This window comes from Streptomyces sp. NPDC104313 (assembly GCF_055583985.1).
The window spans coordinates 79,049-104,745 of sequence record NZ_JBVJMW010000019.1; the positions used below are offsets into that span (position 1 = coordinate 79,049).

A 25,697-nucleotide genomic window follows, 5' to 3' on the forward strand; every position below is an offset into this window, starting at 1 on the left:
GGACGGTCAGACGCGTTCGACGACGGTGGCGACGCCCATGCCGCCGCCGACGCAGAGGGTGACGAGGCCGAACCGCTGGTCGCGGCGCTCCAGTTCGTCGATGACGGTGCCGAGGATCATCGCGCCGGTCGCGCCGAGCGGGTGACCGAGGGCGATCGCGCCGCCGTTGACGTTGACCTTGTCCAGGGTCAGGCCCATGTCCCTGACGAAGCGCAGGACGACTCCGGCGAAGGCTTCGTTGATCTCGACGAGGTCGATGTCGTCGATGGTCAGCCCGGCCTTGGCGAGCGCCTTGCGGGTGGCGGGGGCGGGGCCGGTGAGCATGATGGTGGGCTCGGAGCCGGAGACGGCGGCGGAGACGATACGGGCGCGCGGGGTCATGCCGTAGCGCTCGCCGACCTCCTTGGAGCCGATGGCGACGAGCGACGCGCCGTCCACGATGCCGGAGGAGTTGCCGGCGTGGTGGACGTGGTCGATCTTCTCCACCCAGTGGTACTTCTGGAGGGCCACCGCGTCGAAGCCGCCCATCTCGCCGATGCCCGCGAAGGAGGGCTTGAGACCGGCGAGGGAGTCGGCGGTGGTGCCGGGGCGCAGGTGTTCGTCGTGGTCGAGGACGAGCAGGCCGTTGCGGTCCTTGACCGGGACGACGGAGCGGGCGAAGCGGCCGTCCTTCCAGGCGGCGGCGGCGCGCTCCTGGGAGAGCGCGGCGTACTCGTCGACATCGCGTCGGCCGAAGCCCTCGATGGTGGCGATGAGGTCGGCGCCGATGCCCTGCGGGGCGAAGCCGGTCTCGAAGCTGGTCATCGGGTCCATCGCCCAGGCCCCGCCGTCGGAGCCCATCGGTACCCGGGACATCGACTCGACGCCACCGGCGAGGACGAGGTCCTCCCAGCCGGAACGGACCTTGGCGGCGGCCAGGTTGACCGCTTCCAGCCCCGAGGCACAGAAGCGGTTCTCCTGGACCCCGGCGACGGAGTCGGGCAGGCCGGCCGCGATGGCGGCGATGCGGGCGATGTCGGAGCCCTGATCGCCGAGCGGGCTGACCACGCCGAGGACGATGTCGTCGATCGCGGCCGGGTCGAGGTCCGGGAGGCGGCCCCGGATCTCGTGGATGAGGCCGACGACCAGGTCGATCGGCTTGGTCCCGTGCAGGGCCCCGTTGGCCTTGCCGCGGCCCCTCGGGGTGCGGATCGCGTCGTAGACGAATGCTTCGGTACTCAAGACAGCTGCCTTTCGAGGGCGGTTGGACGACAGGGGCCCGGGGGCTCAGGCGAGCAGCGAGCGACCGATGATCTCCTTCATGATCTCGGTCGTGCCGCCGTAGATGGTCTGGACGCGGCCGTCGGTGAACGCCCTGGCGACCTTGTACTCGCTCATGTAGCCGTAGCCTCCGTGCAGTTGAAGGCAGCGGTCGGCGACGCGCTTTTGCAGCTCGGTGGCCCACCACTTGGCCATGGAGGCGTGTACGGCGTCCAGGACGCCGTCGGAGTGGTCGACGATGCACCGGTCGAGGAAGGTCCGGGTGACGGCGCACTCGGTGGCCATCTCGGCGATCTCGAAGCGGATGTGCTGGAGCCCCGAGAGCGGGCGCCCGAAGGCTTCGCGTTCCTTGACGTACCGGGTGGTGATCTCCAGCAGGTGTTCGGCGGCGGCGATCCCGGCGACCGCTATGCCCAGGCGTTCCTGGGCCAGGTTGGTCATCAGGTGGATGAACGCGCCGTCGAGTTCGCCGAGGAGGTTCTCCTTGGGGACGCGGACGTCGTCGAAGAACAGTTCGGCGGTGTCCTGGGACTTCTGGCCGATCTTGTCGAGGTTGCGGCCCCGCTCGAAGCCCTCCGCCCCGCGCTCGACGACGATCAGGGAGAGGCCCTTGGCCCCGCCGTCGGGGGTCGTCTTCGCGACGACGACGACCAGGTCGGCGAGGATGCCGTTGGAGATGAAGGTCTTGGACCCGTTGAGCAGCCAGTGGTCGCCCTTGTCCTCGGCGGTGGTGCGGATGCCCTGGAGGTCGGAGCCCGCACCCGGTTCGGTCATCGCGATCGCGGTGATGGTCGCGCCGGAGCAGAAGCCGGGGAGCCAGCGCCTCTTCTGCTCGTCGGTGGCCAGGCCCGTGAGGTAGGGGCCGATGATGTCGTTGTGCAGGCCGATCGCGAGTCCGGGGGCCCCGGCCCGGGTGAACTCCTCGGCGAGGACGGCGCTGTAGCGGAAGTCGTCGCTGCCGCCGCCTCCGTACTCCTCCGGGACGGCGAGGCCCAGCAGTCCCGCGCGTCCGGCGGCGAGCCAGGCGTCGCGGGAGACGATACCGTCCTGCTCCCACTGCTCGTAGTAGGGGATGACCTCCTTGACCAGGAAGGCCCGGACGGTCTCGCGGAAGGCGTCGTGCTCCTCGGTGAAGATCTGCCGTCGCACGGGTCTCCTAGTAGGTGTCGGGGGAGTCTGCGGGCCACAGTGCCGGTATGTCCCAGTCAGCGGCGACAGCGGCCGTGTCGCCGCCGGGCAGGGCGGGCCCGCCGCGTACGGAGACGGGGGTGGCCGAGAAGCGGGGGGCGGGCGCGGGCTGCGTGAGGCCGCTGTGCTCGACGAAGGTGGAGCGGGCGGCGAGGTGCGGGTGGTGCGGTGCTTCGGTGAGGGAGAGCACGGGGGCAACGCAGGCGTCGGTGCCGTCGAACACCTCGGTCCACTCGGCGCGCGTACGGGTCAGGAAGCGCTCGGTGACGGCGGCGCGCAGCTTCTCCCAGCGGGCGAGGTCCCACCGGTCGGGGAAGGCGTCCGCGAGGCCGAGGAGGCCGATGAACTCCGCGTAGAACTTCTCCTCCAGCGCGCCGACCGCCATGTGGCCGCCGTCGGACGTGGCGTAGGTGCCGTAGAACGGGCAGCCGCCGTCGAGAAGGTTCGTGCCGCGCCGGTCCTGCCAGCTCCCGGCCGCCAGCATGCCGTGGATCATCGTGGCGAGGTGGGCGGCACCGTCCACGATGGCGGCGTCGACGACCTGCCCCTCACCGTGGGCACGGGCGTGCTGGAGGGCGGCGAGGACGCCGACGACGAGGTAGAGCGAGCCGCCCGCGTAGTCGCCGACCAGATTGGCGGGGACCACGGGCGGCTCGTCCGGCCTGCCGATCATGGACAGGGTGCCGGTGATCGCGAGGTAGGCGATGTCGTGTCCGGCGCGCTCGGCGAGCGGCCCTTCCTGGCCCCAGCCGGTCATCCGGCCGTAGACGAGCCTCGGGTTGCGGTCGAGGCAGGCGCCGGGCCCGACGCCGAGGCGTTCGGCGACGCCGGGGCGGAGACCCTCGACCAGGATGTCGGCGCGTTCGACGAGGTCCAGGACACGGGCCGGTCCCTCGTCGCTCTTGAGGTCCAGGAGCACGGAGCGCTTGTTGCGGTTGGTGAGGTCGGACGCGGGATCGACGCCGAGCGCCGTGCCGCCGGGCCGGTCGACGCGTACGACGTCGGCCCCGAGGTCCGCCAGCAGCATCGCGGCGAACGGTCCGGGTCCGATGCCCGCCAGCTCGACGACACGGACACCGGTCAGCGGACCGTGCCCGGTCCTTGGGCCTTTCGCCATCTGTGAGCCCCCAGGGGTGTGACACAACCGATGTAACATCAGTGATGCTAGGAACGAGCCCGGCTCCGCACAACCCCTCGGGCCGAGCAAGCGCTTAGTTCTCCTCCGATCCTGTCGCATTCGGCCCGCCCGGCCGGGCGCCGCCACGTCGCTCTCCGCTACCCTCTGCCTGCCACGTCGGCACCCGGATCGCAGCGGAGGTACTCGTGAACAGGCAGAACGACGCGAAACGCCCCTTGGACGTCGTCCTCTTCGGTGCCACCGGCTTCGTGGGGACGCTCACGGCCGAGTACCTGGCGGCCCACGCCCCCGCCGGCCTGCGCTGGGCGCTGGCCGGCCGCAGCCGGGCCAAGCTGGAGCGGCTGCGCGAACAGCTCACCGCGATCGCACCCGGCTGCGCGGATCTGCCGCTGCTGGAGACCGACGCGGACGACGCGGAGGCCCTGGCCGAACTGGCCGCCTCGACCCGGATGGTGGCCACGACGGTGGGGCCGTACATCCGTTACGGCGAGAAGCTCGTCGCCGCCTGCGCGGAGGCCGGGACGGACTACGCGGACCTCACCGGCGAGGCGGAGTTCATCGACCGGACGTATCTGGAGTACGACGCACGGGCCCGCGAGACGGGGGCGCGCATCGTGCACGCGTGCGGCTTCGACTCCGTCCCCCACGACCTGGGGGTCTACTTCACCGTCAAGCAGCTGCCCGAGGACGTCCCCCTGACCGTCGACGGCTTCGTCCGCACCGGCGCGGTGTTCTCCGGCGGGACGTTCGCCTCGGCACTGACCGCGATGGGCAGGGGCCCGCAGATGCTGGCCGCCGCACGGGAACGCCGACTGCACGAGCCGCGCCTGGTGGGCCGGCGTGTCCGCACCCCGGCGGGCTCCCCGCACTTCAGCGGGTCCATCGGCACCTGGGCGCTGCCGCTGCCGACGGTGGACCCGACGATCGTGGGCCGCTCCGCGCGCTCCCTGGAGCGGTACGGCCCCGACTTCCGCTACCGGCACTTCGCCTCGGTCAAGACGCTGCCGATGGCCCTCGGCGCCCCGGTGGCGATCGGCGCGCTGGTGGCCGCCGCGCAGGTGGAGGGCGCCCGGGAGTGGCTGATGGGGCGTTACCAACCGGGGCGGGGGCCGGACGAGGAACGCCGTGGGCGGAGCTGGTTCACCATCCGCTTCGTCGGCGAGGGTGGCGGGCGGCGCGTCTTCACCGAGGTGTCCGGCGGCGACCCGGGTTACGGCGAGACGGCGAAGATCCTCGCCGAGTCGGCGGTGTGCCTGGCCCTGGACGAGCTGCCGGAGTCCTCCGGGCAGGTCACCACGGCGGTGGCCATGGGCGACGCGCTCCTGGAGCGGCTGACGGCGGCGGGGCTGCGGTTCCGGGTGGCGGCGGTACGGTAGCCGACACCCTGGGGCGAATCCAGGGCGTCTAGAAGATCCAGCCGGCCAGCGTGTAGAGCATCGCGCCCAGCCAGACGAGCCCGACGGCGCTCCCCAGGAGCATGCCGAGGGCCATGCGGCGCTGAGCGGGGTCGAAGGACACGGGGCGGACGGCTGTGCGAGAGGCGTTCATGCGTATCAGCCTGCCCAGCCGTACGGATCTACGCCATCCGTACGGGTACTCAGTTGCAGGACTGTTTCACGCCCGGGACCATCACGCGGCCCGGCGGCAGCTGTTCCCGCACCCACGACGGGTCCTGGTCGGTGTGCGGACGGTCCGTCACGAGGACGCCGGCGCGGTCCTCTCGCCTCCGTCGGCGGCCCGGAGCCGCGGGACCCGTGTCAGGCGGTCGCTTCCCGCAGGGTCTGCCGGCACAGGGCGTCAGCCCGGCGGGTGCTCTCCGGCTGGCGGAACCGGCCGGCGAGGCGGAGCGTGTGGGCGCAGGCGTTGTCGAGGCTGATGCGGTGGCCCACCGAGACGAACACCGGGTTGGTGTTCTCCTGCGTGCGCAGCGCTCGGCCGACCTCCTCTTCGCCGTCCAGCAGCGGGGAGAAGTCTCCGCGCCGGGGGCCGGGGGCCTCGTACGTGAACGTGAACGGGTTCTTGCCGACGCCGATCACCGGCAGACCGGTGAGCACGCCCAGGTGGCTGGCGAGTCCGAAGCGGCGCGGGTGCGCCAGACCGTAACCGTCACAGATGACGAGGCCCGGATCGACGCTCAGCCCCTCCAGCGCCTCCAACGCCGTCGGGATCTCCCGGAAGGCCAGCAGCCCGGGGACGTACGGGAAGGTGATCCGGCCGACGGCGGTGGCCTCGTCGACCGTCTTCAGGGTCACGGCGTCCAGCACCACGGCGGCCGCGACGACGACGTCCTTCACGTCGTCGTAGGCCACGTCCACCCCGGTGACCAGCCCGGTTCCGGGCTCCGGTCCCGCCTCGTCCAGGATCACCCGGCCGCGCAGCCGGTCCTGGATCGCCCGGCCCTCGGCTTCGTCGGCGGGGGTCTCGTGGGCGGGGGTGGGGGAGGTCGTCATGTCCGGAAGCTTATGCGGTGACGGGCTCGCGCCCGTTACCCGGTGCGCCGTGAGGTCCCAGGTCCGGCCGGGTGTACCGGTCGCGGCCGGATCCTCGTACCGGCGCGACGGGACAGAGCGGACCTTGAACGTCTCGATGGCCCGGCGCCGGTCCGGCCGCCCCGGAACTCGGTGCTCCCGCGGATCCTGACCGGCATCGAGGGATTACGCAGGAGGAGCCCGCCCCTCCGCTGACGGCCATGCAGTACATGCTCGCGGTGGCCGGAATCCCGTAGCCTGACGATCATGTTCGTACTCGAATTGACCTATACGGCACCGGTCGAACGCGTCGACGCGCTGATGCGGGAGCACATCGCCTGGCTCGACGAGCAGTACACGGCGGGCGTCTTCATCGCCTCGGGCCGCAAGAGCCCCCGGGACGGCGGAGTGATCCTGGCCGTCGGGGAGGACCGGGCGGCGATCGAGAGGATCGCTGCGGCCGATCCCTTCACCGCGCACGGTGTGTGCGCGTACCGGATCACCGAGTTCGTCGCCACCAGGACGGCGCCCGGACTCGCTCCGTACCGGCAGCCGTTGCCGTAGCGGGCGGCCGGGCCCGCCGACCGCCGGTCCGGCCGCGGCCGACGAGTTTCCGGGTCGGGACCGGCCGACGAGTTTCCGGGCGGCGCCGACCGATGAGTTTCCGGGGCGGGACCGGTCTGCACGGGTATGGAAACGAACACACTCAAGACAGCCGGCGCCGACCTCGTCCACGACGTTCGCGGGCCCCTGCCGACCGCTGACGGCCGCCCGCCGTTGTTCATGATCGGGCAGCCCATGGACGCCACCGGATTCGTCGCGCTCGCGGCACGCTTCCCCGGGCGGACCGTTGTGACCTACGACCCGCGGGGGCTCGGCCGCAGCATCCGTAAGGACGGGCGGACCGACCACGTGCCCGAGACCCAGGCCGACGACGTGCACGCCGTCATCGAGGCGCTCGGGGCCGGGCCGGTCGAGATGTTCGCCAGCAGTGGCGGAGCGATCACCGCTCTCGCCCTCGTGGCGCGCCACCCCGGTGATGTGACCACCCTCGTCGCGCACGAGCCGCCGCTCATCACGCTCACCCCGGACGGACCGGCGGCCGTCCGGGCGCGGGCCGGGGTCCGGGACGCGTACGAGGAGCGGGGGTGGGGCGCCGGGATGGCCGCGTTCGTGGCCATGACCTCGTGGGAGGGCGAGTTCACCGACGCGTACTTCGCGCAGCCCGCGCCCGATCCCGCCGCGTTCGGCATGCCCACCGAGGACGACGGCTCGCGCGAGGACCCGCTGCTGTCCGACCGGTCGTGGCCGATCAGCGGCTACCGGCCGGACGTGGACGCCCTCACCGCGGCCGCCACCCGTGTGGTGATCGCCGTGGGCGAGGAGTCCCGGGACGTGCTGACCGGGCGGACGTCCGTCGCTGCCGCCGAGCTGCTCGGGCAGCGGGTGAGCGTCTTCCCGAGCCATCACGGCGGCTTCCTCGACGGCGAGTTCGGCTATCCGGGAAAGCCGGACGAGTTCGGGCAGCGGCTGCGGGAGGTGCTCGACGGCGCCTGAGACCTTTCGCCCGGATCATGCCGGCCCCCTCGAGCCCGGCATGATCCCGACGAGGTGCCCTTCGGGTGTCGGCTGCGTCTGGGGCGAAAGTAGCGCCGTCTGCCCGGAGGGCAGGCCTGGCGGCGTCCGGTGCGTGCGATCGCAAGGCGGAGGGTCGCCCCGATACTGGATGTATCGGGGTGATCCCGACAACGCGGTGAGCGTGCGTGCCAGGCGTCGCCAGGCAGGCGGGACTTTCGAAGCACGCCCTAAAACCCCAGCCGGGCCACCCGCCCCTTCTCGCCCGCCGCCCAGCAGCCCAGGTCGGGCGTGCAGTCGATCGTGTCGTACGAACCGGAGTCGACCGTTAGCCAGGTGCGCCCGCCGTCCAGGGTGAGGTCGGTGCCCGTCGGGCCGACGGCCAGGGCGGCGGAGCGGCTGTGGGGCAGCCAGGTGACGCCGGAGCGGTAGGCGGGCGGCGGGGTGGCGGACGCCCGCCAGGTCCGGCCGCCGTCCCCGGTGACGGCGGCGGCCTTCGGGGACGCCTGGTCGGGGCGGTAGTCCCCGCCGACGGCGATGCCGTGCCCCCGGTCGCGGAAGGTGACGGCGAATACCCCGCGGGCCGGGTCGCCCGCCGGGAGCATCGACGCGCTCGCCGTCCAGGTGAGGCCCCGGTCGCGGGAGTGCAGGACGCGAGCGGTCGCCGCTCCCCCGGTGGTGAGCCAGACGTCCTTCGCCCCCGAGCTGACCAGGCACTGCCCGCTCGCGGCGAAGCCCGCCTCGCCGGGCTGGGCGGCGGGCATCCCGGCGTCGGGCAGGACCCGCCAGGAACGGCCGCCGTCCGCTGTGGACAGGACCCGGAACCTCCCGTCCACCGGGTCGCCCGCCGCGAGACCGTGCCGACTGTCGAAGAAGGTCAGGCAGTTGAAGAAGGCGCGGGGATCGGTGTTCCGGAAGGACTCGGTCCAGGTGGCCCCGCCGTCGTCGGTGCGCAGGACCCGGGAGGCCTCGCCCTCGCCGATGGCCAGGGCGACGGCCCGGCGGCCGTCGAACGCCTCGATGTCCCGCAGTTCCAGTTCGGCGGCTCCCGGCGGCGACACGTCGCGCCAGGTGCGGCCGCCGTCGCCGGTACGCAGGACCGTGCCCTTGGACCCGGCGACCCAGGCGGTGGTGCGGCTGACCGCGGCCAGCCCTCGGAAGCGGGCCTCCGTGCCGGTGGCGGTGAGCTTCCAGCCGGGGTAGCCGCCTCCGGTCGCCTCCGGGGAGGCGGCTACCCCGGCCGGGACGTCCGCCGGCGCCGCGTGGGCGCCCGGTGCGACCAGTGCGGCGGCCAGGGCCACCCCGCCGGTCACCAGTGCCATCAACCGTCTCGTGTTCCCCATGGCCTTCATGGCGCTGGAAGCTAGCCCACGGGCCCGGGCCCGTCCAGGGTGCGTAGCCGCCGACGGGGCAGGCGTGCGGTGCTGCGCGGCGCCCGGACCGGCCTGGAGCCGGTGACGCAGCTCACGCCACGCGCCGGTGCACGAAACGAGGAGTTCCGTCGTCTACTCCAGTGCCGGGAACCGTTCACCCAGCCGCGAGAGGGAGCAGGTCTTGTCCAGCGTTATCGAGCAGTCCGTGCAGGCCCGCATGGTCGCGTCCGCACCGCGGATGGAGACCCTGCCCGCCACTCTTCAGTACGACCGCCAGTACCCCTTCGCCGTACGCATCGCGTTCCCGGCCCCGGCGACCCTGGAAGGCACCGAGGTGTCCTGGGAGTTCTCCCGTGAGCTGCTGGCCACCGGGGTGGACTCACCCGCCGGGCAGGGAGACGTACGCGTACGGCCGTTCGGGTACGAACGGACCGTGCTGGAGTTCCACGCCCCCGAGGGCATCGCCATGGTCCATGTGCGCACCGAGGAGCTGCGGCGCTTCCTCCAGCGCGCGCAGGAGCTGGTGCCGGTGGGCGACGAGCACCGGTATCTGGACCTGGACCGGAGTCTGACCGACCTGCTCGGCGGTCCGTGCTGACCGCGCCGTAAACCGGTTGCCGGGCCCGTGCCCCGGCCCTACCTTCGAGATGTCCCTGTTGTCGTCGATCGGAGTAGGACGTTGCTGATCTGAGGTCCTGTGCACACCGTGCAGCGCCCGCCGCGCCCTGTCGTGGCCCGGAGCGCCCGTGTGCGATCTCAGCTTCTTCAGCCGTCCTTGTCGTTCCCGACGAACAACGGGAGATCCGTATGTCTGCTTCCGACACCCACATCAGCTGTACCTCGCTCGCCTTCTCCTGGCCCGACGGGAGCGAGGTCTTCACCGGCTTCGACCTCGCCGTGGGCCCCGGCCGCACCGGACTCATCGGCCTCAACGGCTGTGGCAAATCGACCCTGTTGCGCTTGATCGCCGGTGAACTCACCCCGCGGTCCGGTGTGATCAGGATCCACGGCGAGCTCGGCCATCTGCCCCAGAGCGTTGTCCTGGACACCGCACTGCGGGTCGAGACGGTCCTCGGCGTCGCGGACCGGCGCGCGGCGCTCGACGCGGTCGAGTCCGGCGACGTCCGGGCGGAGCACTTCGCCGTGATCGGCGACGACTGGGACATCGAGGAGAGGTCTCTCGCCACCCTGGACAGGCTCGGCCTCGGGCACATCGGGCTGGAGCGCGCCATCGGGGAGATGTCCGGCGGCGAGTGCGTCCTGTTGCGGCTGGCCGCGCTGCTGCTGGACCGGCCCGGGGTGCTGCTGCTGGACGAGCCGACGAACAATCTGGACGCGTACGCCCGGCGGCGGCTGTACGACGCGGTCGACGCCTGGACGGGGACGCTGCTCGTCGTCAGCCACGACCGGGAGCTGCTGGAGCGGGTGGACCGGATCGCGGATCTGCGCGAGGGGGCGGTCAGCTGGTACGGCGGGAATCTGTCGGCGTACGAGGAGGCGCTCACCGTCGAGCAGGAGGCGGCGCAGCGCATGGTGCGGGCCGCCGAGTCGGACGTACAGCGTCAGAAGCGCGAACTGGCCGACGCCCACATCAAGTTGGCCCGGCGCAAGCGGTACGGGCAGAAGATGTGGGACACCAGGCGTGAGCCGAAGGTCGTGATGGGCCAGCGCAAGCGCTCCGCACAGGAGTCGGCCGGCAAGCACCGCATCATGCACACCGAACGGCTCGCGGCGGCCAAGGAGCGCCTGGACAAGGCGGAGTCGGCGGTGCGGGAGGACGAGGAGATCCGGGTCGAGCTGCCGGGGACCCGGGTCCATCCGGGCAGCGAGGTGCTGCTGCTGCGCGACCCGGTGCCGCCGTACGGGCCGCCGCTGCGAGGTGAGTTGATGGTGCGGGGCCCGGAACGGATCGCGTTGACCGGGCGTAACGGGGCGGGCAAGACGGCGCTGCTCCGGACCATCGCGGGTCAGCTGACACCGCTCTCGGGCCAGGCGAACGCCCTGGTCGTGACGGGGTTCCTGCCGCAGCGGCTGGATGTGCTGGACGACGCGTCGTCGGTGGCGCGGAACGTGGCGCGCTCGGCCCCCGGGTCCACGGACAACGCCGTCCGGGCGCGGCTGGCCCACTTCCTGTTCAAGGGGGCCGCGGCGGACCGCCCGGCGGGGACCCTGTCGGGCGGGGAGCGGTTCCGGGCGACGCTGGCGATGCTGCTGCTGGCCGACCCGCCGCCCAGGCTGCTGCTGCTCGACGAGCCGACGAACAGCCTCGATCTGGCGAGCGCCCGGCGGCTGACCGAGGCGCTGGAGGCGTACGAGGGGGCGTTGATCGTGGCGAGCCACGATGTGCCGTTCCTGGAGTCGATCGGGATCACCCGCTGGCTCCGGCTGGAGGGCGGACTGCGGGACACGACGGCGCAGGCGGTGCGCGAGGGCCGCTGAGGGGGTGCCCGTGTGGGGGCGGGGACTGGCCGTGACCCGGCAGGTCGACCGGATGGCGTGGTACCGGCGGGCCGGCGCCGGCACCACCGGACCCCAGGAGCTGCCCGAGGCGCCCGATCCGTGGATGAGCAGGAGCGCCGGGCGCCTCCTGCGGGCCGTCGTGGACCACGTGTACTCCGTGCGCGTATTTGCTGTCATGGATGCCCATGCACGCGAGGATGACCGGGCTGCCGGCCCTCGGTCCTGTACGAATGTCGCCACCGGCCCGGCGTCCGGCCGGCCGCGGTGCGCGGTCACCGTCCGAGCGGGTCCTCGGATCTCCAGGGAAAAGGAGACAGAAGCTGTCGGGTATCCCGCCTAGCTTCGTGCTCATGGATCACTTCTCCGAGCGCGACCCGGCCCGCCGCACCGCCGGCTCCGCACACCGCGACATCGTCATCACCGGCGCGCGCGAGAACAATCTGCGCGATGTCTCCCTGCGGATCCCCAAGGGCCGGATCACCGTCTTCACCGGCGTGTCCGGTTCGGGCAAGTCGTCGGTCGTCTTCGACACGATCGCCGTGGAGTCGCAGCGGCAGCTGAACGAGACCTTCACCTCGTTCCTGCGCAACCGGCTGCCGAAGTACGAGCGCCCGCACGTCGAGTCGGTCGAGGACCTGTCGGTGGCGATCGTGATCGACCAGAAGCCCCTGGGCGGCAACGTCCGCTCCACGGTGGGCACGGCGACCGATATCTGGGCGGTGATCCGGGTGCTGTTCTCCCGTTGCGGGGCGCCGAGCGCGGGCGGGGCGACCGCGTACTCGTTCAACGACCCCAGCGGGATGTGCCCGGAGTGCGACGGGGTGGGGCGCACGGTCCAGCTGGACCTCGACCGGGCGATCGACTGGTCGAGGTCGTTGAACGAGGGGGCACTGCTGCTGCCCGGGCTGACGGTGGGCAGCTGGGAGTGGAATCTGTACGGGGGTTCGGGGCGCTTCGACAACGATCTGCCCCTGTCCGAGTTCGGCGAGGAGGAGCGCGGGGTCCTGCTGTACGGCTCGGGGTTCACCGTCCGCATCGACATGCGGACCGGCTCGGCCGACATGCGGTTCGAGGGTGTCGTGACGCGCTTCGAGCGCCTGTACCTCAAGCGCGACACCGCCTCGCTGTCCGAGAAGCGGCGCGAGGCGGCCGCCCGGTTCACCGTGGAGCGGGTGTGCGGGGCCTGCGGTGGGGCACGGCTGAACGCGGCGGCGCTCGCCACCCGGATCGACGGGCTCTCGCCCGCCGACTACGGGCGGATGGAGGTCTCCGAGCTCGTCGGCGTCCTGGAGCGGATCGTCGATCCGGTGGGCGGGCCCATCGCCGCCGCCGCCCGGGAACGGCTGGAGCGGCTGGTCGGCATCGGGCTCGGGTATCTGAGCCTGGACCGGGAGACCACGACCCTGTCGGGGGGCGAGGGTCAGCGCCTCAAGATGGTGCGACACCTGGGCAGTTCGCTCACCGGGCTGACATTCGTCTTCGACGAGCCCAGCGTCGGCCTGCATCCGCGCGACGTCGGGCGGCTGGGCGATCTGCTGGTGCGGCTGCGCGACAAGGGCAACACGGTGCTGGTCGTCGAGCACGACCCGGACGTGATGGCCGTCGCCGACCATATCGTCGACATGGGGCCGCGGGCAGGTTCCGACGGCGGTCACATCGTCTTCGAGGGAACCTTCGAGCGGCTGCGCGAGACCGACACGCTCACCGGCAGGTCGTTGCGCGGCCGCACCCCGCTCAAGGAGACCGTCCGCTCCCCCATCGGCCGGCTCCCGGTGTACGGGGCGGATCTGCACAACCTCAAGGGCCTGGACGTGTCGTTCCCCGCCGGGGTGCTGACCGCGGTGACGGGGGTGGCGGGATCCGGGAAGTCGACCCTGGTGTCGCGGGTGTTCACGGCGGCGTATCCGGAGGCGGTGGTGATCGACCAGAACGCGATCACGGCCTCGTCCCGCTCCACCCCCGCCTCGTACATCGGCGCGCTGGACGCCATCCGCAGGGTGTTCGCCCGGGAGAACGGCGTGGACGCGGGGCTGTTCAGCTTCAACTCCGCCGGGGCCTGCGCGGGCTGCTCGGGTCGCGGAGAGATCTCGACCGATCTGGCGTTCATGGATCCGGTCACCACGACCTGCCCGGATTGCGAGGGCCGCCGCTTCCATGACGACGTGCTGAAGCACCGGGTCGGCGGCCGGTCGATCGTGGACGTCCTGGACATGACGGCGGAGCGGGCGGCCGGGCTGTTCGAGGATCCGGTGCTGTTGCGGAGGCTGCGCACCCTCGACGCGGTGGGCCTCACCTACCTCACCCTGGGGCAGCCGCTCTCCTCGCTGTCGGGCGGTGAGCGTCAGCGGATCAAGCTCGCCACCCAACTGCACCGCACCTCCAGTGTGTACGTGCTGGACGAGCCGACGACCGGACTGCACCTGGCGGACACGGGCGCGCTGGTGGATCTGCTGGACCGGCTGGTGGACGCGGGGAACACGGTGATCTGCGTGGAGCACAACCTGGATGTGGTCAAGCGGGCGGACTGGGTGATCGACCTCGGTCCGGACGGCGGCAGGGGCGGCGGGGAGCTGGTCTTCGAGGGGACGCCCGCCGGTCTGCTCGCGCATCCGACGTCCGTCACCGGCCGCTATCTGCGCCGGGACCCGGGGATGGCACCACTCCTGGGTCCCGGCGTGGAACAGCCTCGGAACCCAGAATCGGAGCAATCCATTCCGGAACGGTGAAGCGCGGCCCGGAAGGGCCCCAGGAGGGCTCGCGCACATCTCCCCACCTCGTCGTATGACTCCGCGTATCCGCTCGATCCCGGGGGCGGGCTTGGCTTTGGCCTTACGGCCGCCTTAACCTACGGTCACGTAACCTACGAAGCCGTAGGTAATTCTCCCGTCCCCAGGAGCTCCCCGTGACGATCACCTCTCCCCACCTCGGCAGTTCGAAGGCGTGGACCGACGCCCAGCTGCTGTACGCGCTGGAAGAGGTGGTGGAGACGGAACTCAACCGCCATCTCAAGGTCGCCAAGGACTGGATGCCCCACGAGTACGTCCCCTTCTCCGACGGCCGGAACTTCCCCGGAGTCTTCGAGGACGGCGAGGCGTGGGCGGCCGACCAGTCCAAGGTCACCGACATCGGCAAGATCGCCCTCGTGGTGAACCTCCTCACCGAGGACAACCTCCCCAGCTACCACCACGAGATCGCCTCCCTCTTCGGCCGCGACGGCGCGTGGGGCACCTGGGTGCACCGCTGGACCGCCGAGGAGGGGCGCCATGGCATCGTGATGCGCGACTATCTGCTCACCTCGCGCGCCGTGGACCCGGACAAGCTGGAGCAGTTCCGCATGGCGCACATGGCGGAGGGCTTCGAGTCGGACAACCGGCACTCGATGCTGCACTCCGTCGCGTACGTCGCCTTCCAGGAGCTGGCCACCCGCGTCTCGCACCGCAACACCGGCCACCAGTCCGGCGACCCGGTCTGCGACCGGATGCTGGCTCGGATCGCGACGGACGAGAACCTCCACATGGTCTTCTACCGCAACCTCCTGGGCGCCGCCTTCGAGCTGGCCCCGGACCTGACCATGCAGGCCGTGCGCGACGTCGTCGTCGGCTTCCGGATGCCCGGACACGGCATGCCGGGCTTCGAGCGGGCCGCCGCACAGATGGCGATCGGCGAGATCTACAACATGCGCATCCACCACGACGACGTGATCCAGCCCGTGCTGCGCTTCCTGAAGGTCATGGACATCGACGGGCTCGGCCCAATGGGCGCGAAGGCCCAGGAGGAGCTCGGTCTGTACATGGGCGGGCTGGACAGCGAGGCGTCGAAGTTCGACGAGAAGCTCGCGGCCCGCAAGGCCCGGATGGTGGCACGCGGCCGCGCCTGATCGCCACCCGGGGCCCTGATCCGTCAGGGGTCATGGCCCGCCGGGTCCGGGACGTCACTCCTCGGCGGTGGCCTCGGCGTACGCCACGTCGCGTACGTCGTCCGAGGAGTGCCGGCGGAGCATCCGCAGCTGGGTGCGCCACGGCCCGGTCCACCCGGCGCGCAGGCCGCACGCCACGGTCAGTCACGCGTACGTCTGCGAGCAGCGGCGTACCGGCGGCCACGCGGGCTGCCCGATCGTGCCGGGCCCGACCCGAACACCCAGGGGTTTACGGTGCGTGTGTGCGACCGGGGGCGGTCAGCGCCGGTCGCGGCCTTCCCTGCGCAGCCGCTCGCGCTCCTTCTCCGACAGCCCGCCCCAGACGCCGAACCGCTCGTCGTTGGCGAGTGCGTACTCCAGGCAGGCCGGCCGACCTTCGCAAGCGTTGCACAGCTGCTTGGCCTCGCGGGTCGAACTGCCCGGGGCCGGGAAGAAGAATTCGGGCCCGGCCTGCGCGCACAACGCGGTCTCCTGCCAGGCGAGCGCGTCGTCGGTCACGGTGTTCATCAGCATGGTGCACACGGTGCCCGGTGGCGATAAACGACTGATCAACGATTCATCAATCCGTTCCGGGGCGTCCGCGGAGTCACCGTCACCGGGACCGGGACCGTGGTCTCCGCCCATGTCTACTGCCTCGGCTCAGGCCTCATGACCGCGAAGGGGGCCCCGTACGGGTCGGCGACGTTGGCCATCTTGCCGACGCCGGGCACCTCCATGGCGGCCAGGGTCTCCGTGCCGCCGAGCCGCTTCGCCCCGGCCACCGTGGCGTCGACGTCGGCCACCGCGAAATACGGCAGCCAGTGGGGGCCGCGGGCGGCCTCGGACGGCACGTCGCCCATCCGGACCAGTCCGCCGAACGACGCCTCCGGACCGGCGCCGGCCGGGTGGACGGTGGTGTAGGTGTAGTCGGCGCCCTCCACCTTCAACTGGTCGGTCCCCCAGCCGAAGACGCTCTCGAAGAACCCGGCCGCCCCCGGGACGTCGGGGGTGTACAGCTCGGCCCAGAGGAACGAGCCGGGCTCCTGGACGACGCCGAAGCCGGGGTGTTCCTTCGGCTGCCAGGCGCCGAAATACGCTCCGGCCGGGTCCGTGAAGCCGCCCATGCTGCCGAAGTCCAGGACGTTCATCGGCTCGAACGCGGCGCTGCCGCCCGCCCGCGCCACCGCCGCGGCGGTGGCGGCGATGTCGGGCGACTGAAAGGAGACCGACCAGGCGCTCGGCGATTCCTCCTCCGACACCGTCATCACACCGCCGACGAACCGGCCGTCCAGGGTGAGCATCCCGTAGCCGCCGACCTCGGGGCCGCCGGGGACCAGGCCCCACCCGAACAGCTCCCGGTAGAAGGCGGTGGCCCCGTCGATATCGGGGGTGCCGAGATCGACCCAGTTGGGCGCTCCGTCGAGGAAGGTGGGGTTGATCATGACGTGCTCCTCAGTCGGTCCGGGTGATCCCGCTCGGCCTGTGCTGCCGGGGGGGGTTCCTCTCGTTCCGAGTCTTGCACCGGGCACCGACGACCGCAGTCCGCGCGGGGCCGACCGGGCGCGGTCCACCGGCGGTGCTCGCGCCCGCCGTGCGCTCAGGTCAGGCATCGTGTGCCTGCCGGGGCGAAGCGTTGGACCGGCGCGTCGCGCGGCTGTCGGGGGCGGGACCAGCGGTGCGCGCACGGGGCCTGTCGGCGGTGCGTGGCACGATGGCGGGAAAGTCGGCGGAGCGGGGTCCCGGGGCGGTGAGACACCCCTCCGGGAACAGAAGGACGCACATGAAGCAGAGCGGGGCGGCGGGCGGCACGGCCCTCGGGACACCCGGCCGCGAGGACGCCGAGAACCCGGTGCCCACCGGCGGCGCGGTCCGTGGGCTGCTGGCGCGGGCGGAGCGGCTCCTGGAGAGCGCCCGTGCCGTGCCGGCGGACCGGGCGAACGCCGTGGCCGCCGTGCACTCCGTGCTCGATCCGCTGCTCGACTCCCTGGTGGGCCGGGAGCTGGCCACCATCCCCGTCTCCCGGCTCAAGGACGTCACCGAGGGGCGGCTGCGTCTCGGGGCTCTGGAGCAGGCCGGGTTCGGCACGGTCGGACAGGTGCACGGCACGAACCGCTACGAGCTCCGGCAGCTCCCCGGCGTCGGTGCGCACACCGCCGACCAGGCGCTGGCGGCCGCCGCGCAGCTCGCCCACGCCGTGCGTGACACCGTCTCGGTGCGGATCGACGTGGATGCCCCGGACGACACCAGCACCGCGCTGGTGATCGCCCTGCACCGGCTGGCCGAGGCCGGTGCGGACGCGCGGCGGGCGGTGGACGCGGCCCGCCGGCTCGCCGAGCGGCTCGGTCCCCCGGTGGCGGCGGCCGAACCGGCCGGGAGCCGGCTGCGCATGCTGTTCACCGGGCGGGAGACACGGGCGCGGGTGCGCGAGGCGGTCGGCTCGGTGCACGCGGGCGTGGCGGACGCCGTGGAGCGGGATCTGCCGGTGCTCTTCGCACAGGCGTCGGCCGACCTGCTGCGGTCCCCGGCGTCGCCCGCAGAGGCCTGGGTGGACTTCGAGCTGCGGTCCGCCGAGTACTACAGCCTGCTCGCCGAGCTGTCCGGCAGCGGTCCGGACCGGGACGCCGCCGAGGGGTTCCTACCCGCCGGGATCGCGGACCGGGTACGCGCGCTCCGCCTCGACGACACACATCTGCGGGTGTCCCTGCGCGGGTACCAGGCGTTCGGGGCGCGCTTCGCGCTGGCGCAGAAGCGGGTCGTCATCGGGGACGAGATGGGGCTCGGCAAGACCGTGCAGGCCATCGCGGCGCTCGCCCATCTCGCCGCCCACGGCGAGACCCACTTCCTCGTGGTCTGCCCGGCGAGTGTGCTGATCAACTGGACCCGGGAGATCCGTGCCCGCTCCACGCTCCGCGCGCTACCGGTGCACGGCGCGGAGCGGAGCGAGGCGTTCGCGGACTGGCGTGAGAACGGCGGGGTGGCGGTGACCACCTTCGACGCGCTGCACCTGCTGCCCGAGGCGGGGGCCTCGGTGCGGCCCGGGATGCTGGTCGTGGACGAGGCCCACTTCGTGAAGAACCCCGCGACCCGTCGGTCGCGGGCGGTCGCCGGCTGGGCGGAGCACGTGGAGCGGGTGCTGTTCCTCACGGGCACCCCGATGGAGAACCGGGTCGAGGAGTTCCGCAGCCTGGTGCGCCAACTCCGCCCCGAACTGGCACCGTCGGTGAGCGGCACGCACGGCGCGGCCGGTTCGCGGGCCTTCCGCCGGGCGGTCGCCCCCGCCTATCTGCGCCGCAACCAGGTCGACGTGCTGGCCGAACTCCCGGCGCTGGTCCAGGTGGACGAATGGGAGGAGTTCGGTTCCGAGGACCGGGACGCCTACCACCAAGCGGTCGCTTCCGGGCGGTTCATGCGGATGCGCCGGTCCGCGTACGCCGTGCCCGGGTCCTCCGCCAAGCTGGGGCGGCTGCGCGAGCTCGTCGACGAGGCACGGGACAACGGCCTGAAGGTGGTCGTCTTCTCCTACTTCCGCGAAGTCCTCGCGACGGTCGGGGACGCCCTCGGGCCGGACGCCTTCGGGCCGCTCTCCGGGAGCGTCGCGCCGGCCCGGCGGCAGGAGCTCGTCGACGCCTTCTCCGCCGTGGACGGGCACGCGGTGCTGCTGAGCCAGATCCAGGCCGGGGGCACCGGGCTGAACATGCAGGCCGCCTCCGTGATCATCCTGTGCGAGCCGCAGATCAAGCCCACGCTGGAGCACCAGGCGGTCGCCCGCGCCCACCGGATGGGCCAGGTGCGCACGGTCCAGGTGCACCGGCTGCTGGCCACGGACAGCGTCGACCAGCGACTCGTGGAGCTGCTGGCCCGCAAGGACCGGCTCTTCGACGCGTACGCCCGGCGCAGCGACCTCGCGGAGGGAACCCCGGACGCGGTGGACGTCTCCGACGCCGAGCTGGCCCGGCGCATCGTCGAGGAGGAACAGCGGCGGCTCGCGGAGGACACCGGCCGCCCCTGACCGGGCCCGCCCCCGCCGACGGGTCCCGTGCCGGACGGGGCCACGGACGAGGTCACGGACGGGGTCAGTGCTGGTGCTCCCCGGCGCCCTTGTCGGCGTCCTTCGCCGCGTCCTTGTCGGCGTCCTTCGCCGCGTCCTTGTCGGCGTCCTTCGCCGCGTCCTTCGCCGCGTCCTTGTCGGCGCCCTTGTCGGCGCCCTTCGTTCCGGCCTTCTTCTCCGCGCCGCCCGCCATGTGGTGGGGTTCGTAGCCCGGGATCGTGCCGTCGGCCTTCTTGATCAGCAGGAGCCCCGCCATCCCCATGTCCGAGTGGCTCTGGACATGGCAGTGGTACATCCACGCACCCGCGCCCACGCGTTCGCCCGCGATGATCTGGAGGCCGAAGGAGTCCGCGGGGCCGCAGATCTTGTTGTCGATCACCCGGCTCGGGTCGTCGGGGCCCGTGAGGATGCCGGTCCGGTTGTCGGCCCAGCGGTGCCCGTGGATGTGGAAGGTGTGGTAGTACTCGCCGTGCGTGATCATCACGAATTCGAGCCGATCACCTACCGTGGCCTCGAAGTTGACGCTGTTGTGGGCCGTCTTGTTGTTGATCATCATGTCGTTGAAGACGACCGTGCAGGTCTGGTCGGGCAGGATGTCGCCCTTGCGGCGCACGACGACCGGCCCGTACAGCCCCTTGCGGATGCCGCCGGTGCCGTGGTCCGTGCCGACGACGTGGTCGTGGTAGTGCCAGTAGCCCGCACTGCCCGGCTCGTAGGTGCCGTCCTTGCGGCGGCCCGGGGTGTGGGTGCGCCAGGTGTACGTCCGGGTGCCGCCGGGCTCGACGTGGCTCTTGTTCATCCGGGTGCCGTCGTTGGCGATGTCGTAGTCGACGCCGTGGACATGGAGGCTGGCGTCGACGTCGGTGAGGTTCTCGAACTCGATGTGGACCGTGTCGCCCTCGTTCAGCTCGATGAGGGGGCCGGGGATCGAGGCCTTGCCCTTCTCGAAGCCGTAGCCGAGCTGGCCGTCCGCCAGCTTCTCGGCGTACATCTTCAGTCGGCGCACCACACCGCCGGCCGGGGCGGTGCGCGGCGGGTTCTCGGCCGAGCTCGCCTCCACCGCTCCGAGCGACAACGATGTCACGCCGGTCGCGGCCGCAGCCGCGCCACCGACCAGCATCCGTCGGCTGAAGGTCCTTCGGTCCATGTCGAACTCCTCACTGCGATAAGGAAACTGGCGATGCCGCCGAAACCGAGCGGCGCTCACGGGATCCCGGAACGGGCCACACCGTAGCTGGGGCACCCCCGTTTATCCACACCCAGGACAAAGTTCACACGATTGCTGCCCTACCTATTGGCGGACCGCGAAAAGAGGTCTAGCTTCGTGCGCTGTCGCAGTGAATCAAGAAGTACCGACGAAGAGCGAGCAAGCCACAGTCACCGAGAGGTGCAGTGACCACAGAAGGGTGGGTGACCACATGCAGCGCGCATCACATCACCGGTCCAGATCACGACGCGGCCTCGCGGCGGCCGTGGCGGCCGGCGCACTGACCGTGTCCATGCTGGGCAGCGGCGGCCCGGCCAGCGCGGATCCGTCGCCGGACCGGGCTCTCGTGGAGAAGATGGCGACAACGTTGTCCCTGCCGTCTCCGCCGGGCGCCGCGAAGCAGGTCAAGGTGCTGGTGTTCCACGCGTCGGCCGGCGACGAGGCTTCGTACACGGACGCCGGCATCGCGGCGATCGAGAAGATCGGCCAGAGCGGCCCGGAGGCCGGACGGTTCACCACCGTGGCCACCGCCGACCCGAAGGTCTTCACCAACGGCAAGCGGCTCGGCTCCTTCCACGCCGTCGTCTTCCTGACCGGCGGGGGTGACGTCCTCGACCCGGAGCAGGAAGCGGGCCTGGAGGCGTACATGGAGGCGGGCGGCGGCTTCCTCGGCATCCATGACGCGGCGCGCACCGAGCCGTACTCGGACTGGTTCACCGGTCTGGTCGGAGCCCGCCCCGCGGCGAACAGCCCGACGTCCGCGCAGCGGGCGACCGTCGAGATCGGGGACCGGGTCCACCCGGCCACCAAGAACCTGCCGCTGGAGTGGAAGCGCCCCGACAAGTGGCTGAACTGGACGAAGAACCCGTCCGGTGACGTGCACACCGTGGCACGTGTCAGGGAGCTGACCTACAAGCCGGGTGCGAGCGCGAACGGCTGGGACCACCCGGTCTCCTGGTGCCGCGACTACGACGGAGGCCGGTCCTTCTACACCGCGATGGGCGGTACGGCGGACAGCTTCGCGGAGACCGACTTCCGCGACCATCTGCGCGGCGCCCTCGCCTGGACGAACCGGACCTCGCAGGCCGACTGCAAGGCCACGATCACCTCCAACTACACCGCCGAGCGCCTGACCCAGCCCAACCAGCCGGGCCAGAACGACCAGATCGGCGAACCACACGGCCTGGTGACCGCGCCGGACGGGCGGGTCTTCTACATCGGACGCGGCGGGGCCGACAGCTCCGTCCCGGTCGTCATCGACTGGAACGACCCGAACATCGGCAAGGGCAAGGGCGAGATCCACGTCTACGACCCGAAGACCGGGAAGGTCACCCTGGCGGGTGCGCTGGACGTCTTCGGCAACAAGGGCGGCGGCGACGAACTCCGCAAGGTCGAGGAGGGGTTGCTCGGCATCGAGCTGGACCCGGACTTCGCTTCCAACGGGTGGGTGTATCTGCACTACACCCCGCACGCGAAGATCGACCGCGACAGACGCATGGCGACCCGTCAGCTCTCCCGCTTCACCTTCGACTCCGCGACCGGCAAGCTGGACCCGGCCTCGGAGAAGGTGCTGCTCGGCTGGCCCGTGCAGATCAACAGCTGCTGTCACGCGGGCGGCGGTCTGGCGTGGGACTCGAAGGACAACCTGTACATCGCGACCGGCGACAACAACTCCTCCGGTTTCAGCGACGGTTACTCCGGCAACAACCCGCAGCCGAACTACAAGGGCGTCTCCTTCGCCGACGCGCGGCGCACCGCGGGCAACACCAACAACCTCAACGGGAAGATCCTGCGGATCCACCCGGAGGACGACGGTACGTACACCCTGCCCGAGGGCAACCTCTTCACCGGCAAGGAGCCGGACGAGGGCGGCGGGAAGACCCGGGGCGAGATCTATGTGATGGGCGTGCGCAACCCGGCCCGGATCTCGGTCGACACCTCGACGGACACCCTGTACGCGGGCTGGGTCGGCCCCGACGCGAGCTCGCCGTCCACCACCTGGGGTCCGGCGAAGTACGACACGTTCGCCGCGATCACCAAGGCGGGCAACCACGGCTGGCCGTACTGCATGGGCAACAACCAGCCCTACCGGGACCGCAATCTGCCCGACCCGGCCAAGCCGCTGGGCTGGTACGACTGCAAGGCCCCGAAGAACGAGTCGCCGCACAACGACGGCCTGGTCAAGCTGCCGCCGGTGACCCCGAACACCATCTGGTACTCCCCGCAGGGCGGCGGGGTCGACTACCCGCGCGACGCCAACGGCGTACCGAGCTACAAGCCGGAGGAGGGCAAGCAGCTGCTGCCCTGGCTCAAGGGCGGCGGGCAGGCCACGATGAACGGCCCGGTCTACCGCTACGACCCGCAGAGCGAGTCCACCGCCAAGTGGCCCGCCTACTGGGACGGCAAGTGGTTCGTCGGCGACTTCTACGACGGAACCCAGCCCCGGCACGCCGTGCTGACCGACCCGAAGACGGTCGGCAAGGGCGGACTGCCCACGCACGCCGAGTCGTTGAAGAAGATCATTCCGGTCGGGTCCGACGGCATCCGCAACCTGATGGACTGGAAGTTCGCGCCGGACGGATCGCTGTACGTCCTGGACTACGGGCGCGGCTTCTTCACCTCCGACCCCAAGTCGGCGCTGTGGCGCGTGACGTACAAGGGCGGCGGCTCGACCCCGGCCGCCGCGGATCTCGTCGGAAAGGCGGCGGCGAAGTGAGACACCACTCGCTCCTGACACGCGGGCGGCACCGTCCGCCGAGCTTCTGGGTGGCCCTGCTGGCCTCCCTCCTGATGGTCCTCGGGCTGACCTCGACGGCCGCGTACGGCAAGGAGGACGACGCCCCCCGGGCGGCCGCCGCCGACCAGGTGCTGACCTGGACCGCGGGCGACCCGATCGACCGCTATCTGTCCGCGCCGAAGACGGCGGTGGCCGGCAAGGCGACCATCGTCTTCGAGAACAGCACAGCCACCGGGAACACGACGAGCATGCCGCACACGCTGACGTTCGGCGTGTCGGACCCGGAGTTCAACAACGACGTCCAGCTGAACATCCTGGCCAACCCGGGCGACGCCAAGGGCGGCAAGCACAGCGTGGAGGTCACGCTGTCGCCCGGCCGGTACTTCTACCACTGCACGATCCCCGGCCACGGCCAGATGCAGGGCATCCTGACCGTCACCGAGGGCAGCGGCGAGGACACCGAGGCCCCCGCGACCTCGGCCAGGGTCGACGGCGACAAGAACGGCGACGGTGCGTACATCGGCCAGGCGTCGGTCACCGTCGAGGCCACTGACGGGGGCTCCGGCGTCGACACCGTCGAGTTCGCCCTCGGAGCGGACGGCGCGTGGCAGCCCTACACGGCGCCCGTCGTGGTGAACGAGGTCGGCGACCACACGGTCCGCTACCGGGCCACCGACAAGGCGGGCAACGTGGCGGCGGAGAAATCCGTCGACTTCGCGGTCGCCGCGCCACCGACCGACGACAGGACGCCGCCGGAGACCTCGGCGACCGTCTCGGGCGAGAAGGACGACGCGGGCGCGTACCTGGGGATGGCCACGGTCACCGTGACCGCGTCCGACACCGGGTCCGGCGTCAACACCATCGAGTACGCGCTCGGCGCGGACGGCGCATGGCAGCCGTACACCGCACCGGTGATGGTCCACGAGGTGGGCGAGCACAAGGTCCGCTACCGGGCCACCGACCGGTCGGGCAACGTGGCGGACGAGAAGGCGGTCGACTTCACCGTGATCGAGCCGCCGTCCAAGGACCGGACGGCTCCGGAGACCTCGGTGAAGGTGGCGGGCGACAAGAACTCCGACGGCGCGTTCATCACCAGCGCCCGGGCCACCGTCTCCGCGACCGACGACGACTCGGGCGTGGACAAGGTCGAGTACTCCCTCGACGGCGGCCCCTACCTGGCGTACACCACCCCGGTGATCGTCGACCGGGTCGGCCACCACTCCATCGCCCACCGGGCGACCGACAAGGCGGGCAACACCTCCGAGGCGAAGAAGGTGTCGTTCACCATCGCCCGGGGCGGCGGGGTCCCCGCGCCGAACTGCGCGGAGTTCGACGAGCGGCACACCGTCTTCGTCGGCACGATCGACACGGGCGTGCCCAACAGGATCACCCGTAACCGCTGCACGATCAACGAGCTGATCGAGGACGAGAAGGACTGGTCCTCCCACGCGCTGTTCCTCAAGCACATGACGTCGGTCCTCGACAAGCTGAAGACCGACGGCGTCATCGACCAGCGCGAGCGCCGGGCGATCAACCAGGCCGCCAAGCGGTCGGGCATCGGCAAGCCGGGCCAGTCCGAGGGCTACACCAAGCTCTTCGACGGCACGGCGGCCTCGCTCGCCAAGTGGCAGCAGGTGGGCGGCGGCGCGTTCGGGCTGAACGAGGAGGACGGCTCGATCACCAGCTCCACCACGGTGGGCGGCATGGGCATGCTGTGGTTCCCGGCCCGTGCGTACGGGGACTTCTCGCTGAAGCTCCAGTGGCGGGACGACGCCCCGGGCTCGGGCAACGCCAACGGCGGGGTGTTCGTCCGCTTCCCGAAGGTCCACGACCACCCGGAGGAGTCGCGTCCGGAGTGGGTCGCCATCAAGTACGGCCATGAGATCCAGGTCAACGACCGGCCGGACGGCGACATGTACAAGACCGGTTCGGTGTACGGCTTCGACCGGGTGGGTCTCGGCGGCGCCGGGGTCACGCCGAAGGGCACCTGGAACGACTACGAGATCAAGGTGGTGGACCAGCACTACGAGATCTACCGCAACGGTGTCCTGATCAACGAGTTCGACAACACCGGCGGTCAGCTCTTCGAGCCGCCGCGGGGCGGCGACCCGGGCACCGACGGCCGGCGGTTCGCCTCCGGCCACATCGGGCTCCAGGTGCACGGCGTCACCGACGTCATCTCGTACCGCGACATCCGGATCAAGGAGCTGTAGGACTCCGGCAACCTCAGGTGGCCGCGGCCGCATGCTCCGGCGTGCGGGCGCGGCCACCAGGACGAGGACGGTCGCGGGGAGGAACGGGCTGTGCTTGCGGGCTGTGCCTGTACGCCTCCCAGCGCTCGCGGTGGG

The 25,697-nt window shown here is 71.4% G+C and carries 20 protein-coding genes and 1 pseudogene; 10 read left to right on the forward strand and 11 right to left on the reverse strand.

Annotated elements, in window-relative coordinates; translation table 11 throughout:
• Positions 1–6: 6 nt before the first annotated feature.
• The 3 genes from ACZ60Q_RS32005 to ACZ60Q_RS32015 are packed head-to-tail and all read right to left on the reverse strand — an operon-like array spanning position 7 to position 3,565.
• Positions 7–1,221 (reverse strand): acetyl-CoA C-acetyltransferase, encoded by a 1,215-nt coding sequence (locus tag ACZ60Q_RS32005; protein WP_469641059.1) that lies wholly within the window; start codon positions 1,219–1,221, stop codon positions 7–9.
• A 45-nt stretch (positions 1,222–1,266) separates the two neighbouring features.
• Complete coding sequence (locus ACZ60Q_RS32010; RefSeq protein ID WP_469641060.1) at positions 1,267–2,409, reverse strand: acyl-CoA dehydrogenase family protein; 1,143 nt, start codon at positions 2,407–2,409, stop codon at positions 1,267–1,269.
• Positions 2,410–2,416: 7 nt separating this feature from the next.
• The gene (locus ACZ60Q_RS32015; protein WP_469641061.1) at positions 2,417–3,565 is read right to left on the reverse strand and encodes a CaiB/BaiF CoA transferase family protein; all 1,149 of its coding nucleotides are present in this window, start codon (positions 3,563–3,565) and stop codon (positions 2,417–2,419) included.
• Between the two features lie 206 nt (positions 3,566–3,771).
• Here ACZ60Q_RS32015 and ACZ60Q_RS32020 point away from each other — a divergent pair, with 206 nt between their 5' ends.
• Positions 3,772–4,962 carry a saccharopine dehydrogenase family protein gene (locus tag ACZ60Q_RS32020; RefSeq protein WP_469641062.1) on the forward strand — a complete coding sequence of 397 codons (1,191 nt, stop codon included), beginning with the start codon at positions 3,772–3,774 and terminating at the stop codon, positions 4,960–4,962.
• Positions 4,963–4,990: 28 nt separating this feature from the next.
• On the opposite strand, the gene mmpA is transcribed toward ACZ60Q_RS32020, so the two are convergent.
• Positions 4,991–5,134: a morphogenic membrane protein MmpA gene (gene mmpA / locus ACZ60Q_RS32025; protein ID WP_469641063.1), complete on the reverse strand. Its 144-nt coding sequence runs from the start codon at positions 5,132–5,134 to the stop codon at positions 4,991–4,993.
• A gap of 209 nt (positions 5,135–5,343) precedes the next feature.
• Positions 5,344–6,036 (reverse strand): endonuclease V, encoded by a 693-nt coding sequence (locus ACZ60Q_RS32030; RefSeq protein ID WP_469641064.1) that lies wholly within the window; start codon positions 6,034–6,036, stop codon positions 5,344–5,346.
• A 285-nt stretch (positions 6,037–6,321) separates the two neighbouring features.
• Here ACZ60Q_RS32030 and ACZ60Q_RS32035 point away from each other — a divergent pair, with 285 nt between their 5' ends.
• Together ACZ60Q_RS32035 and ACZ60Q_RS32040 are read left to right on the forward strand one after the other, a co-directional pair.
• Positions 6,322–6,618, forward strand: coding sequence for a YciI family protein (locus ACZ60Q_RS32035; RefSeq protein ID WP_469641065.1), 297 nt, complete (start codon positions 6,322–6,324; stop codon positions 6,616–6,618).
• 126 nt (positions 6,619–6,744) lie between these two features.
• Complete coding sequence (locus ACZ60Q_RS32040; RefSeq protein WP_469641066.1) at positions 6,745–7,611, forward strand: alpha/beta fold hydrolase; 867 nt, start codon at positions 6,745–6,747, stop codon at positions 7,609–7,611.
• Positions 7,612–7,859: 248 nt separating this feature from the next.
• Here the strand turns inward: ACZ60Q_RS32040 and ACZ60Q_RS32045 are convergent, their stop codons facing one another.
• On the reverse strand, positions 7,860–8,981 hold the full coding sequence (locus tag ACZ60Q_RS32045) for a WD40/YVTN/BNR-like repeat-containing protein (protein ID WP_469641067.1): 1,122 nt from the start codon (positions 8,979–8,981) through the stop codon (positions 7,860–7,862).
• Between the two features lie 202 nt (positions 8,982–9,183).
• On the opposite strand from ACZ60Q_RS32045, the gene ssgD reads away from it, so the two are divergent.
• Both ssgD and ACZ60Q_RS32055 read left to right on the forward strand, forming a co-directional pair.
• A complete protein-coding gene (ssgD, locus tag ACZ60Q_RS32050) occupies positions 9,184–9,600 on the forward strand; it encodes a spore wall synthesis regulator SsgD (protein WP_469641068.1) in 417 nt (138 codons plus the stop codon).
• Between the two features lie 209 nt (positions 9,601–9,809).
• The gene (locus tag ACZ60Q_RS32055) at positions 9,810–11,441 is read left to right on the forward strand and encodes an ABC-F family ATP-binding cassette domain-containing protein (RefSeq protein WP_469641069.1); all 1,632 of its coding nucleotides are present in this window, start codon (positions 9,810–9,812) and stop codon (positions 11,439–11,441) included.
• Positions 11,442–11,457: 16 nt separating this feature from the next.
• Here the strand turns inward: ACZ60Q_RS32055 and ACZ60Q_RS32060 are convergent.
• Positions 11,458–11,649 (reverse strand): annotated as a pseudogene (locus tag ACZ60Q_RS32060) (alpha/beta fold hydrolase); the annotation flags it as partial.
• A gap of 163 nt (positions 11,650–11,812) precedes the next feature.
• Between ACZ60Q_RS32060 and ACZ60Q_RS32065 the strand changes: the two are divergent.
• Positions 11,813–14,188, forward strand: coding sequence for an ATP-binding cassette domain-containing protein (locus tag ACZ60Q_RS32065; RefSeq protein ID WP_469641070.1), 2,376 nt, complete (start codon positions 11,813–11,815; stop codon positions 14,186–14,188).
• A 176-nt stretch (positions 14,189–14,364) separates the two neighbouring features.
• Positions 14,365–15,339: an acyl-ACP desaturase gene (locus tag ACZ60Q_RS32070; RefSeq protein WP_469641071.1), complete on the forward strand. Its 975-nt coding sequence runs from the start codon at positions 14,365–14,367 to the stop codon at positions 15,337–15,339.
• A gap of 54 nt (positions 15,340–15,393) precedes the next feature.
• Here ACZ60Q_RS32070 and ACZ60Q_RS32075 read toward each other — a convergent pair whose 3' ends face one another.
• From ACZ60Q_RS32075 to ACZ60Q_RS32085, 3 genes are all read right to left on the reverse strand, one after another.
• On the reverse strand, positions 15,394–15,516 hold the full coding sequence (locus ACZ60Q_RS32075; protein ID WP_469641072.1) for a hypothetical protein: 123 nt from the start codon (positions 15,514–15,516) through the stop codon (positions 15,394–15,396).
• A 120-nt stretch (positions 15,517–15,636) separates the two neighbouring features.
• Positions 15,637–15,891: a WhiB family transcriptional regulator gene (locus ACZ60Q_RS32080; protein WP_469641073.1), complete on the reverse strand. Its 255-nt coding sequence runs from the start codon at positions 15,889–15,891 to the stop codon at positions 15,637–15,639.
• A 113-nt stretch (positions 15,892–16,004) separates the two neighbouring features.
• Complete coding sequence (locus ACZ60Q_RS32085; protein WP_469641074.1) at positions 16,005–16,799, reverse strand: VOC family protein; 795 nt, start codon at positions 16,797–16,799, stop codon at positions 16,005–16,007.
• A gap of 338 nt (positions 16,800–17,137) precedes the next feature.
• Here ACZ60Q_RS32085 and ACZ60Q_RS32090 point away from each other — a divergent pair, with 338 nt between their 5' ends.
• Complete coding sequence (locus tag ACZ60Q_RS32090; protein WP_469641075.1) at positions 17,138–19,366, forward strand: DEAD/DEAH box helicase; 2,229 nt, start codon at positions 17,138–17,140, stop codon at positions 19,364–19,366.
• Between the two features lie 64 nt (positions 19,367–19,430).
• Here the strand turns inward: ACZ60Q_RS32090 and ACZ60Q_RS32095 are convergent, their stop codons facing one another.
• The gene (locus tag ACZ60Q_RS32095; RefSeq protein ID WP_469641076.1) at positions 19,431–20,552 is read right to left on the reverse strand and encodes a multicopper oxidase domain-containing protein; all 1,122 of its coding nucleotides are present in this window, start codon (positions 20,550–20,552) and stop codon (positions 19,431–19,433) included.
• 271 nt (positions 20,553–20,823) lie between these two features.
• Here ACZ60Q_RS32095 and ACZ60Q_RS32100 point away from each other — a divergent pair, with 271 nt between their 5' ends.
• Together ACZ60Q_RS32100 and ACZ60Q_RS32105 are read left to right on the forward strand one after the other, a co-directional pair.
• Positions 20,824–23,328, forward strand: coding sequence for a ThuA domain-containing protein (locus tag ACZ60Q_RS32100; RefSeq protein ID WP_469641077.1), 2,505 nt, complete (start codon positions 20,824–20,826; stop codon positions 23,326–23,328).
• A complete protein-coding gene (locus ACZ60Q_RS32105) occupies positions 23,325–25,562 on the forward strand; it encodes an OmpL47-type beta-barrel domain-containing protein (protein ID WP_469641078.1) in 2,238 nt (745 codons plus the stop codon). The genes ACZ60Q_RS32100 and ACZ60Q_RS32105 overlap by 4 nt, the downstream gene beginning before the upstream one ends.
• The last annotated feature ends 135 nt before the right edge of the window (positions 25,563–25,697 follow it).

Bases quoted from the DNA above. Each gene is read 5' to 3' on its own strand.
- ACZ60Q_RS32055 (WP_469641069.1), top strand. From the start codon at position 9,810: ATGTCTGCTTCCGACACCCACATCAGCTGTACCTCGCTCGCCTTCTCC.
- mmpA (WP_469641063.1), bottom strand. From the start codon at position 5,134: ATGAACGCCTCTCGCACAGCCGTCCGCCCCGTGTCCTTCGACCCCGCT.
- ACZ60Q_RS32085 (WP_469641074.1), bottom strand. From the start codon at position 16,799: ATGATCAACCCCACCTTCCTCGACGGAGCGCCCAACTGGGTCGATCTC.
- ACZ60Q_RS32095 (WP_469641076.1), bottom strand. From the start codon at position 20,552: ATGGACCGAAGGACCTTCAGCCGACGGATGCTGGTCGGTGGCGCGGCT.
- ACZ60Q_RS32065 (WP_469641070.1), top strand. From the start codon at position 11,813: ATGGATCACTTCTCCGAGCGCGACCCGGCCCGCCGCACCGCCGGCTCC.
- ACZ60Q_RS32100 (WP_469641077.1), top strand. From the start codon at position 20,824: ATGCAGCGCGCATCACATCACCGGTCCAGATCACGACGCGGCCTCGCG.
- ACZ60Q_RS32080 (WP_469641073.1), bottom strand. From the start codon at position 15,891: ATGCTGATGAACACCGTGACCGACGACGCGCTCGCCTGGCAGGAGACC.
- ACZ60Q_RS32040 (WP_469641066.1), top strand. From the start codon at position 6,745: ATGGAAACGAACACACTCAAGACAGCCGGCGCCGACCTCGTCCACGAC.
- ACZ60Q_RS32030 (WP_469641064.1), bottom strand. From the start codon at position 6,036: ATGACGACCTCCCCCACCCCCGCCCACGAGACCCCCGCCGACGAAGCC.
- ACZ60Q_RS32015 (WP_469641061.1), bottom strand. From the start codon at position 3,565: ATGGCGAAAGGCCCAAGGACCGGGCACGGTCCGCTGACCGGTGTCCGT.
- ACZ60Q_RS32090 (WP_469641075.1), top strand. From the start codon at position 17,138: ATGAAGCAGAGCGGGGCGGCGGGCGGCACGGCCCTCGGGACACCCGGC.
- ACZ60Q_RS32045 (WP_469641067.1), bottom strand. From the start codon at position 8,981: ATGAAGGCCATGGGGAACACGAGACGGTTGATGGCACTGGTGACCGGC.
- ACZ60Q_RS32035 (WP_469641065.1), top strand. From the start codon at position 6,322: ATGTTCGTACTCGAATTGACCTATACGGCACCGGTCGAACGCGTCGAC.